The organism is Pseudomonas sp. NBRC 111130 (assembly GCF_001320485.1).
GTDB classification, from domain to species: Bacteria; Pseudomonadota; Gammaproteobacteria; order Pseudomonadales; family Pseudomonadaceae; genus Aquipseudomonas; species Aquipseudomonas vlassakiae.
Window position 1 is genome coordinate 1 of record NZ_BCBG01000075.1, and the last position, 11430, is coordinate 11430.

General features: G+C 63.9%; 9 protein-coding genes. 6 read left to right on the forward strand and 3 right to left on the reverse strand.

Going from position 1 to position 11430, the window contains the following annotated elements:
• Nucleotides 1–43: 43 nt before the first annotated feature.
• The 3 genes from gatB to gatC are packed head-to-tail and all read right to left on the reverse strand — an operon-like array spanning nt 44 to nt 3255.
• The gene (gene gatB, locus APH33_RS22135; protein ID WP_054887190.1) at nt 44–1489 is read right to left on the reverse strand and encodes an Asp-tRNA(Asn)/Glu-tRNA(Gln) amidotransferase subunit GatB; all 1446 of its coding nucleotides are present in this window, start codon (nt 1487–1489) and stop codon (nt 44–46) included.
• 11 nt (nt 1490–1500) lie between these two features.
• The gene (gatA, locus tag APH33_RS22140; RefSeq protein ID WP_054887191.1) at nt 1501–2952 is read right to left on the reverse strand and encodes an Asp-tRNA(Asn)/Glu-tRNA(Gln) amidotransferase subunit GatA; all 1452 of its coding nucleotides are present in this window, start codon (nt 2950–2952) and stop codon (nt 1501–1503) included.
• 15 nt (nt 2953–2967) lie between these two features.
• Nucleotides 2968–3255 (reverse strand): Asp-tRNA(Asn)/Glu-tRNA(Gln) amidotransferase subunit GatC, encoded by a 288-nt coding sequence (gene gatC, locus APH33_RS22145; RefSeq protein WP_054887192.1) that lies wholly within the window; start codon nt 3253–3255, stop codon nt 2968–2970.
• A gap of 204 nt (nt 3256–3459) precedes the next feature.
• Between gatC and mreB the strand changes: the two genes are divergently transcribed.
• The 6 genes from mreB to APH33_RS22175 form a co-directional block, all read left to right on the forward strand.
• Nucleotides 3460–4497, forward strand: coding sequence for a rod shape-determining protein MreB (gene mreB / locus APH33_RS22150; protein ID WP_003255163.1), 1038 nt, complete (start codon nt 3460–3462; stop codon nt 4495–4497).
• A gap of 162 nt (nt 4498–4659) precedes the next feature.
• Entirely contained in the window at nt 4660–5703 is a 1044-nt protein-coding gene (mreC, locus tag APH33_RS22155) for a rod shape-determining protein MreC (RefSeq protein WP_082433679.1), read from the forward strand.
• Nucleotides 5703–6191, forward strand: coding sequence for a rod shape-determining protein MreD (gene mreD / locus APH33_RS22160; protein WP_054887193.1), 489 nt, complete (start codon nt 5703–5705; stop codon nt 6189–6191). The genes mreC and mreD overlap by 1 nt, the downstream gene beginning before the upstream one ends.
• Before the next feature lie 30 nt (nt 6192–6221).
• The gene (locus APH33_RS22165; RefSeq protein WP_054887194.1) at nt 6222–6821 is read left to right on the forward strand and encodes a nucleoside triphosphate pyrophosphatase; all 600 of its coding nucleotides are present in this window, start codon (nt 6222–6224) and stop codon (nt 6819–6821) included.
• A gap of 54 nt (nt 6822–6875) precedes the next feature.
• A complete protein-coding gene (rng, locus tag APH33_RS22170; protein WP_054887195.1) occupies nt 6876–8333 on the forward strand; it encodes a ribonuclease G in 1458 nt (485 codons plus the stop codon).
• A gap of 82 nt (nt 8334–8415) precedes the next feature.
• Nucleotides 8416–11430, forward strand: a 3015-nt coding sequence (locus APH33_RS22175; RefSeq protein ID WP_054887196.1) for a YhdP family protein, incomplete at its 3' end; no start/stop codon positions are given.

The following is an 11430-nucleotide window of genomic DNA, read 5'->3' on the forward strand; positions in this document are numbered from 1 at the left end:
GAACGAGGGCGAAGCCCTCGCAAGATTCAGAGGGGTAAAACAATCACCCTTCGAGCTTGGCCTTGAGCAATTGGTTCACCTGCCCCGGGTTGGCCTTGCCTTTGGAGGCCTTCATCGCCTGGCCGACGAAGAAGCCGAACATCTTGCCGCGCTTGGCCTCGTCAGCGGCACGATATTGTTCGACCTGTTCGGCGTTGGCAGCGAGCACTTCGTCGAGCATCTTGTCGATCGCACCGGTGTCGGTCACCTGCTTGAGGCCCTTGCTTTCGATGATGCTGTCGGCATCGCCTTCGCCCGCTGCCATTGCCTCGAACACGGTCTTGGCAATCTTGCCGCTGATGGTGTTGTCGCGAATGCGCAGCAGCATGCCACCCAGGTGTGCGGCGCTGACCGGCGCCTGGTCGATCTCGATGCCCAGCTTGTTCAGCAGGCTGCCCAGCTCGACCATGACCCAGTTGGCGGCCAGCTTGGCGTCGCCACCGATCTTCGCCACTTCTTCGAAGTAATCCGCCTGTTCGCGGCTGGAAGCCAGCACGTTTGCGTCGTAGGCCGACAGGCCGTACTGGCTCTGGAAGCGTTCGACCTTTTGCGGTGGCAGCTCCGGCAGGCCGGCGCGGACGGTTTCGAGGAAGCTGTCCTCGATCACCACCGGCAGCAGGTCCGGGTCGGGGAAGTAACGGTAGTCGTTGGCCTCCTCCTTGCTGCGCATGGAGCGGGTCTCGTCCTTGTTCGGGTCGTACAGGCGGGTTTCCTGGACCACTTTGCCGCCGTCCTCGATCAGGTCGATCTGGCGCTGGATCTCGCTGTTGATCGCGCGCTCGATGAAGCGGAACGAGTTGACGTTCTTGATCTCGCAGCGGGTGCCGAATTCGGCCTGGCCTTTCGGGCGGATCGACACGTTGCAGTCACAGCGCAGCGAGCCTTCGGCCATGTTGCCGTCGCAGATACCCAGGTAGCGCACCAGCGCGTGGATAGCCTTGACGTAGGCCACGGCTTCCTTGGCGCTGCGCATGTCCGGCTCGGAGACGATTTCCAGCAGCGGCGTGCCGGCGCGGTTCAGGTCGATGCCGGTAGAGCCGCTGAAGTCTTCGTGCAGGCTCTTGCCGGCATCTTCCTCAAGGTGGGCACGGGTGACGCCGATGCGCTTGATGGTGCCGTCTTCCAGGGCGATGTCCAGATGGCCCTTGCCGACGATCGGCAGGTCCATCTGGCTGATCTGGTAGCCCTTGGGCAGGTCCGGGTAGAAGTAGTTCTTGCGCGCGAATACGTTGCGCTTGCCGATTTCGGCATCGATCGCCAGGCCGAACATGCAGGCCATGCGCACGGCTTCCTGGTTCAGCACCGGCAGTGCGCCTGGCATCCCCAGGTCAACCAGGCTGGCCTGGGTGTTCGGCTCGGAGCCGAAGGTGGTGGCGCTGCCGGAGAAGATCTTCGACTGGGTGGCCAGCTGGGTATGAATCTCCAGCCCGATCACAACTTCCCATTGCATGTGTGAATTCCTCAGAAGCCGTTAGGGGCGCGGGTGTGCCAGTCGGTGACTTGCTGGTAACGGTGCGCGACGTTGAGCAAGCGGCCTTCCTGGAAGTACGGTGCCAGCAGCTGCACGCCGACCGGCAGGCCATCGACGAAGCCGGCTGGCATCGACAGGCCTGGCAGGCCCGCCAGGTTGGCGGTGATGGTGTAGACGTCTTCCAGGTAGGCGGCGACCGGGTCGCTGCTCTTGGCGCCAAGCTTCCAGGCCGGGTTGGGCGTGGTCGGGCCGAGGATCAGGTCGACCTCGGCGAAGGCGGCCATGAAGTCGTTCTTGATCAGGCGGCGGATCTGCTGCGCCTTGATGTAGTAAGCGTCGTAGTAGCCGGCCGACAGGGCGTAGGTGCCGACCATGATGCGGCGCTGCACTTCGGTACCGAAGCCTTCGCCACGGGAACGCTTGTACAGGTCGGTCAGGTCTTTCGGCTCTTCGCAGCGGTAGCCGAAGCGCACACCGTCGAAGCGCGACAGGTTGGAGGAGGCTTCTGCTGGTGCGATCACGTAGTACGCCGGAATGGCATGCTGCATGTTCGGCAGGCTGATTTCCTTGACCACCGCACCGAGCTTTTCCAGCTCCTTGACGCTGGCCTGGACCAGCTCGGCAATGCGCGGGTCGAGGCCGGCACCGAAGTACTCCTTCGGCAGGCCGATGCGCAGGCCCTGCAGCGAGCCGTTGAGGGCGGCGCTGTAGTCCGGCACAGGCTCGTCGATGCTGGTGGAGTCCTTGGCATCAAAGCCGGCCATGCCTTGCAGCAGCAGGGCGCAGTCTTCGGCGGTACGTGCCAGCGGGCCACCCTGGTCGAGGCTGGACGCGTAGGCAATCATGCCCCAGCGCGATACACGACCGTACGTCGGCTTGAGGCCGGTGAGGTTGGTCAGTGCCGCCGGCTGGCGGATCGAGCCGCCGGTGTCGGTGCCGGTGGTGGCCGGCAGCAGGCGTGCGGCCACGGCAGCGGCCGAGCCCCCCGACGAACCGCCGGGTACGTGCTCGAGGTTCCACGGGTTCTTCACCGCGCCGTAGTGGCTGGATTCGTTGGCCGAACCCATGGCGAACTCGTCCATGTTGGTCTTGCCCAGGGTGACCATGCCGGCTTCGGCCAGCTTGGCGACCACGGTCGCGTCGTACGGTGCCTTGAAGTTGTCGAGCATCTTCGAGCCGCAGCTGGTGCGCACGCCGAGGGTGCAGAACAGGTCCTTGTGGGCAATCGGTGCGCCGAGCAGTGCACCGTTCTCGCCAGCGGCGCGACGGGCGTCGGCAGCACGCGCCTGGCCCAGGGCCAGCTCTTCGGTGACGCTGATGAAACTGTTGATCTGTGGGTCGATCTGCTTGACGCGCGCCAGCAGGGCGCCGGTCAGCTCTTCGGAGGAAAACGACTTGTCGGCGAGTCCGCGGGCGATCTCGGCCAGGGTCAATTCATGCATGGCAGGCTCTATCCCTTACTCGATGACTTTCGGAACCAGGTACAGACCGCTTTCGGTCATTGGCGCGATGGCCTGGTAGGCGTCGCGCTGGTTGCTTTCGGTGACCTGGTCGGGACGCAGGCGCTGGCTGGCCTCCAGGGGGTGGGCCAGGGGCTCGATGCCGTTGGTGTCGACCGCTTGCATCTGGTCGACCAGGCCGAGAATGCTGTTCAGGGCGTCAGTAATGCGTGGCAGTTCGCCTTCATTCAGGCCCAGACGGGCCAGATGGGCAATCTTTTCCACGTCGCTGCGTTCAAGCGCCATGGTGATCTCCAGGGGAAACAAAGAACCGAATAGGGTCCGCGGTGAGGAACATGTCAGCATTTTGGCGGTCCAACGGCCGCGATCATCTGCTGGCGTGCTCGGAAAAACAGCCAATTTAACATATTGGCTCCTTGCCCAAAATCCCTGCCATTGTTAGAGTTTGCCGCACTTTTTTACCCACGCTTTCCCCAGGGTCACTTTCCCATGTTCAAGAAACTGCGTGGCATGTTTTCCAGCGATCTTTCCATCGACCTGGGTACTGCCAACACCCTTATTTACGTGCGTGAGCGCGGTATCGTCCTGAATGAGCCCTCGGTTGTTGCCATCCGTACCCACGGCAACCAGAAAAGCGTCGTCGCCGTCGGTACCGAAGCCAAGCGCATGCTGGGCCGCACGCCTGGCAACATTGCTGCCATTCGTCCGATGAAGGACGGCGTCATCGCCGACTTCAGCGTTTGTGAAAAAATGCTGCAGTACTTCATCAACAAGGTTCACGAGAACAGCTTCCTGCAGCCGAGCCCACGCGTGCTCATCTGCGTACCGTGCAAATCGACCCAGGTAGAGCGCCGCGCCATTCGCGAGTCGGCCCTGGGTGCCGGTGCCCGTGAAGTGTTCCTGATCGAAGAGCCAATGGCCGCTGCCATCGGTGCCGGCCTGCCGGTCGAAGAAGCCCGTGGCTCGATGGTCGTCGATATCGGTGGCGGCACCACCGAAATCGCACTGATCTCGCTGAACGGCGTGGTCTATGCCGAGTCCGTCCGGGTTGGCGGCGACCGCTTCGACGAAGCCATCGTCACCTATGTGCGCCGCAACTACGGCAGCCTGATCGGCGAATCCACCGCCGAGCGTATCAAGCAGGAAATCGGCACCGCCTACCCGGGCGGCGAGGTGCGCGAGGTCGATGTGCGCGGCCGCAACCTGGCCGAGGGCGTACCACGCGCCTTCACCCTGAACTCCAACGAAGTCCTGGAAGCCCTGCAGGAATCCCTGGCGACCATCGTCCAGGCGGTCAAGAGCGCCCTGGAACAGTCGCCACCGGAGCTGGCCTCCGACATCGCCGAGCGCGGCCTGGTGCTGACCGGTGGTGGCGCGCTGCTGCGTGACCTCGACAAACTGCTGGCGCAGGAAACCGGCCTGCCGGTGATCGTCGCCGAAGACCCGCTGACCTGTGTCGCCCGTGGCGGTGGTCGCGCCCTGGAGATGATGGACAAGCACGCGATGGACCTGCTCTCCAGCGAGTGATCCCCCGCTGCTTTCGAAAGCCCGGTTTACAGGTAGCACGCGCAGTGCTACCTGTATGCGCTGGCTGGCGTCCATCGCGGCGTCGTTTCCGTCAACCCGCAACCAGGCTGGTGCGTTGTCCCATGTCCAATGACCTCCTGAGTCGTCCACGAGGAACGGCCCATTAAACCGCTTTTCTCCAAGGGCCCTTCGCTGGGCGTTCGCCTGCTGGTACTGGTAGTGCTGTCGGTCGCGCTGATGGTTGTCGACGCGCGTTTCGACGTGCTCAAGCCGGTGCGCAGCCAGATGGGCCTGGTGCTCATGGAATCGTACTGGATCACCGACCTGCCGCAGCGGATGTGGCAAGGCGTGGCCGGCCAGTTCGGCAGCCGCACCGAGCTGATCGCTGAAAACGAAAAACTCAAGACCGAAGCCCTGCTGCTTCAAGGGCGCCTGCAGAAGCTGGCGGCCCTGACGGAGCAGAACGTGCGCTTGCGTGAGTTGCTCAACTCCTCGGCGCTGGTCAACGAAAAGGTCGAAGTGGCCGAGCTGATCGGCGTCGACCCCAATCCGTTCACCCACCGCATTCTGATCAACAAGGGTGAGCGCGATGGTGTATTCCTGGGGCAGCCGGTACTCGATGCCCGTGGCCTGATGGGCCAGGTGGTCGAGCTGATGCCGTATACCTCGCGGGTCCTGCTGTTGACCGACACGACCCACAGCATTCCGGTGCAGGTCAACCGCAACGGCCTGCGCGCCATCGCCAGCGGCACCGGCAACCCGGAGCGTCTCGAGTTGCGCCATGTCGCCGACACCGCCGACATCAAGGAAGGTGACCTGCTGGTGAGCTCTGGCATGGGCCAGCGTTTCCCGGCCGGCTACCCGGTGGCCACGGTCAACGAAGTGATCCACGATTCCGGCCAGCCGTTTGCCATCGTCCGCGCCATTCCAACCGCCGCGCTCAACCGCAGCCGCTACATGTTGCTGGTGTTCAGTGACCGCCGTACACCGGAGCAGCGTGCCACCGAAGCAGCCATCGCCCAGGAAGAGGCCGATCGCAAGGGCACTGGCCAACCTGCTGCCAATGCCGAGCAGCCGGCAGTTGCCCCAGCCCCGGCACAGCCAGCCGGGCCGGCCGCTACGGGTCAGGCGCCTGCGGCCCCGGCTGCAGCGCCCGGCAGCCCTGCCGCCGCGCCTGCGGCCCCCGCCCATCCCCGGAGACAATGATGGCCAAGTCGCGCCGTAATCACGGTTGGGTCATCTGGCTGACGTTCGCCATCGGCCTGCTGCTCAGCGTTTCACCCATGCCGCAGTTCCTTGAAGTGTTCCGGCCCATGTGGCTGGCGATGCTGGTGTCGTTCTGGACCTTGAACGTGCCAGGCAAGGTTGGCATGACCACCGCTTTCATTCTGGGGCTGGCCGAGGACGTACTGTACGGCACCTTGCTGGGGCAGAACGCGCTCATCCTCACGCTCATCACGTTCCTCGTGCTGTCGCTGCAGCAGCGCCTGCGCATGTTCCCGCTGTGGCAGCAGAGCCTGGTGATCCTGGTGATCTTCGGTATCGCCCAGCTGATCCAGCTGTGGCTCAGTGCGCTCACCGGCAATCGCCTGCCAACCCTGGCGCTGGTCTGGCCAGCCGTGATCAGTGCCTTGCTCTGGCCATGGATCAGCTTCGCCCTGCGCGACCTGCGCCGACGTTTGCGCATCAACTGACGGCGCTGCCACTGACAGGGAGATGTCCAGATGAAACCACTCTACCTCGCCTCCGGCTCACCGCGCCGGCGTGAACTGCTCGGCCAGATCGGCGTGCCGTTCACTGTTGTCAGTGCGCCCATCGATGAAACGCCACTGCCCGGCGAAGGCATTCCAGACTATGCCTTGCGCTTGGCGCGTGCCAAGGCTGCCGCCGGTTTCGCCAGGCTGGACGGACCAGGCGTGGTGTTGGGGGCTGACACGGTGGTGTCTTCTCTCGGAGAAATCCTCGGTAAACCGCGTGACCGTGACGACGCCTTGGCCATGCTCGCCAAGCTTTCCGGCGATCGCCATCAGGTGATCACGGCCGTGGCCGTGACCGATGGAACGCGTTGGGAAGAAGCATGCGTCGGTACCCATGTGTATTTTCGCGAAATCAGCCCTGAAGAAGCGCAGCGCTACTGGGAAACCGGCGAGCCACTGGACAAGGCAGGCGGCTACGCGATTCAGGGGTTGGGTGCAGTCTTCGTGCAGCAGCTTGAGGGCAGCTACTCGGCCGTGGTCGGCCTTCCGCTGTTCGAAACCGCCCGCTTGCTCGCGGCGTTTTCGATCCCATGCTGGCAGCAACATGGGGTATCGGCACAGCGCTAGCCAGACATCCGATAGCGATCCATCATTACCCGAGACCTTTGACGAGAGCCTGCCATGAGTGAAGAGATCCTGATCAACATCACCCCGATGGAATCACGCGTGGCGGTGGTGGAAAACGGGGTGCTGCAGGAAGTGCATGTCGAGCGCACCCAGCGTCGCGGCATCGTCGGCAATATCTACAAGGGCAAGGTCGTGCGGGTGCTGCCGGGCATGCAGGCGGCATTCGTCGACATCGGCCTGGAGCGCGCGGCGTTCATCCATGCGTCGGAAATATCCCAGCGCGAAGGCTCGGCGGTGGAGAACATTACCGCACTGGTGCACGAGGGCCAGGCCCTGGTGGTGCAGGTGACCAAAGATCCGATCGGCACCAAGGGTGCGCGCCTGACCACGCAGCTGTCGATCCCCTCCCGTTACCTGGTGTACATGCCACGCAGCAGCCATGTCGGCATTTCGCTGAAGATCGAAGACGAAGCCGAACGCGAGCGCCTCAAGCAGGTGGTCAGCGACTGTATGGACAGCGAGAACATCAAGGACGCAGGGGGCTTCATCCTGCGCACCGCTGCCGAGGGGGCGCGGGCTGAAGAAATCCTCCAGGACATCCGTTACCTGCGCCGCCTGTGGGAGCAGATCGGCAGCCAGATCCAGACCTGCGGCGCGCCCACGGTCATTTATGAAGACCTCGGCCTGGCCCTGCGCACGCTGCGTGACCTGGTCAACCCGAAGATCGAGAAGATTCGTATCGATTCGCGGGAAACCTTCCAGAAAACCACGCAGTTCGTCGCCGAGCTGATGCCGGAGATCGCTGATCGCCTGGAGCATTATCCAGGCGAGCGGCCAATCTTCGACCTGTACGGGGTCGAGGACGAAATCCAGCGCGCCCTGGAGCGCAAGGTGCCGCTCAAGTCCGGCGGCTACCTGGTGGTCGACCCGGCCGAAGCGATGACCACCATTGACGTCAATACCGGTGCGTTCGTCGGCCACCGCAACCTGGAAGAAACCATCTTCAAGACCAACCTCGAAGCCGCCACGGCCATCGCTCGGCAGCTGCGCCTGCGCAACATCGGCGGGATCATCATCATCGACTTCATCGACATGGAAGACGAAGAGCACCAGCGCCAGGTGCTGCGCACCCTGGAAAAGCAGCTGGAGCGGGATCATGCCAAGACCAACATTATCGGCATCACCGAACTGGGCCTGGTGCAGATGACCCGCAAGCGCACCCGTGAAAGCCTCGAACAGGTTCTCTGCGAGCCATGCATCGCCTGTCAGGGGCGCGGCAAGCTGAAGACTCCCGAGACCATCTGTTACGAGATCTTCCGCGAGATCCTCCGCGAAGCCCGTGCCTACCAGGCTGAGGGTTATCGTGTGCTGGCCAATCAGAAGGTGGTCGATCGCCTGCTGGACGAAGAGTCCGGCAACGTTGCCGAACTGGAGACCTTCATTGGCCGAACCATTCGCTTTCAGGTCGAGTCGATGTATTCGCAGGAACAATACGATGTGGTGCTGCTCTGAGGCTTTCTGATACCCGCCCCGGATGGCGCTGGCTGGCAAGCCCGGCACGTCGGGCCATCATGGATAAACGACCTGGAGGGCCATGGCCATGGGACGTCTGAACCGCGTTCTTGTCGCCTTGACCCGTTGGGGGCTGGGCATCTGTGCCTTGCTCACGGTGCTGGTGGCATTGTATGTCAGCCTCGGTCGCGAGCTGGTGCCGCTGGTGGCCGAATACCGTGGCGATGTCGAGAGCAAGGCTGAACAGGCGCTTGGTCTACCCGTGCATGTCGGGGCGCTGGAAGGGCGCTGGAGCGGCCTGGCGCCGGTGTTGCGCGTGCGTGACCTGCAACTGGGCGAGGGCGCATCGGCCCTGCGCCTGGATGACGTCAAGGTGGTACCGGACCTGTGGGCCAGCCTGACCTCCCGCGAAGTGCGCCTGGCGCGCATCGAACTCGGTGGCCTGCAACTGATTCTGCGCGAGGACGAGCAGGGTGGCTGGGCCCTTGAAGGGTTGCCAAAAAAGGATGACGCGCCGCTGGATCCTGCCGAGTTGCTGCAGCGCTTGCGTCAATTGGGCCGCATCGATGTGTTCGACAGCCAGGTCACCTTGCAGCCCTGGCAGCGTGACCCGTTGACCCTTACCTATGTCAGCGTCGGCCTGCAAGCCGGGGCTTCACGCCAGGCCCTCGACCTGCGGGCGACCTTGCCCGACGGCCAGCCGCTGGCGCTCAATCTGCGCAGCCGGGCAAATGCCAAAGCCTGGCGCGATGGCGCGGTCGAGGCTTACCTGAGCCTGCCGCAAAGCGACTGGGCGCGGTGGTTGCCTCCCGCTTTGCTGGGCCAGTGGCGGGCGGAAGCGCTGAAGGCCGGTGGCGAGTTCTGGGTCGACTGGAGCAAGGGCCAGTTGCAGCAGGCAGTGGTGCGCCTCAATGCACCGCAACTGCGCGGTGCCTACGCCGAGCGCAAGGCGGTGGCCCTGGACAACCTCGCGTTGACCGCCTGGTTCCAGCGCCGGGATCAGGGTTTCGATGTGCTGGTGGATTCACTCGCGGCGAGCATCGGCAAGAGCCGCTGGGAATCGCACCTGCAAGTGAACCAGCGCCTGGGCGACGACCCGGCCGACGAAACCTGGCAGGTGCAGGCCGACCGCCTTGACCTCACCCCGTTGACCCCGCTGATCGATGCCCTGGCACCCTTGTCGGACAAGCTCATGGCCGTGGTCGATGGGCTGAACGTCACCGGGGCGCTGCGCAACGTTCGGCTGGAAGCACGGCCAAACGCCGAGGGCGACCAGCGGCTGCAGTTCGCAGCCAACCTGGAGAGGGTCGGTTTTGATGCCTATCATGGCGCACCGGCAGCTGGCAATGTCAGCGGCAGCATCAGCGGCGACCTCGGGCATGGCGAGCTGCGGCTGGATACTGACGCATTCATGCTGCACCTGTACCCGATCTTCGCCAAACCCTGGCAATACCAGAAGGCCAATGCGCGCCTGACCTGGGCGCTCGACAAGCATGGTTTCACCCTCATCGCCCCCTACCTCAAGGTGCTGGGCGAGGAGGGCAAGATCGCTGGCGATTTCCTGATTCGCCTGCTGTTCGACGAAGGCACCGAAAGCTACATGGACCTGCGGGTCGGCCTGACCGAAGGCGATGGCCGCTATACCGCCAAGTACCTGCCCGAAGTGCTGAGCCCGGCCCTCGACGAATGGCTGCGCAGCGCCATCGTCAAGGGCAACGTCGATGAGGGCTACTTCCAGTACCAGGGTTCGTTGAACCACGGCGCCACCCCGGAGGCTCGCAGCATCAGCCTGTTCTTCAAGGTTCACGACGCCGCACTCGACTTCCAGCCAGGCTGGCCGCAGGTGCAGCAGGTGGACGGCGATGTGCTGATCGAAGACAGCGGCGTGCGCATCAAGGCCAGCAAGGGCTTGCTGCTCGACACCAAGGTCAGCGACGTCAGCGTGAATATTCCCCATGTCGACAGCGGCCAGCACAGCCATCTGTACCTCGACGGCAATTTCGACGGCAGCCTTGGCGATGGTCTGAAAATCCTCAAGGAAGCCCCGATCGGGACTGGCGAGATCTTCGCCGGCTGGGAAGGCGAGGGCCCTCTCAAGGGCAATGTGAAGCTCGACGTACCCTTGGCCCATGGCGAGCGGCCAAAAGTGCTGGTGGACTTCGCCACTGCCGATGCACGTCTGAAGGTGACCCCGCCCAGCCTGGACCTGACGCGCCTCAAGGGTGACTTCAGCTTTGACTTCGACAAGGGGCTGAGCGGCAAGAACATCAGCTTGCAGGTGTTCGGCAAGCCGGTCACTGCGCAGATCAGCGCCGAGGGCCAGCCCGGGCAGATGCAGACGCGCATCAGCGCCAGCGGCCAGGCTTCGCTGAAGTCTCTGACCGACTGGTTGCAGTTCAGGCAGACCTTGCCCGCTTCAGGCGACCTGCCGTACCAGTTGCAAGTCAATTTGGGCAGTCGTGATAACAGCTTGAGCGTCAGCTCTTCGCTCAAGGGCTTGGCCATCGACCTGCCGGCTCCGTTCGGCAAGGCGGCGGCGGAGACCCGCGACAGTCGTTTCAGCATGAACCTGCAAGGGCCTGAGCGGCGATTCGATGCGGCTTACGCCGACCTGGCCCGTTTCGCCTACGCCGCACCGGCCGACAAGCTGGGCCAGGGCCGTGGCGAACTGTTGCTTGGCTCCGGGCAGGCGCAGCTGCCAGCGGCTCAGGGGCTGCGGGTCAAGGGGCGGCTGGAAAGCCTGGACCTGGGCCCCTGGCAGGAACAGGCCGCTCGCTTTGCTGGTGACGACCCCGGTGGTAATGCCCGGCAGAACTTGCAGAGCGTCGACCTGAGCATCGGCCAGCTGAAGGCCTTCGGCATGAACCTGAACCAGGCCGTCGTGCGCCTGACCCGGGGCGGCGTAGCCTGGGACCTGCGCCTGGACAGCAAGGAAGTCATCGGTAACGCGCGCCTGCCAGATGCCAAGGCTGCACCGATGGTGGTGCGCCTGCAGACACTACGCCTACCGCCCGCCGACCCCGCTGAAACCCAATCGGAAGAAGGCCCCGACCCGTTGGCCTCGTTCGACCCACGCAAGGTGCCGGCGCTGGACCTG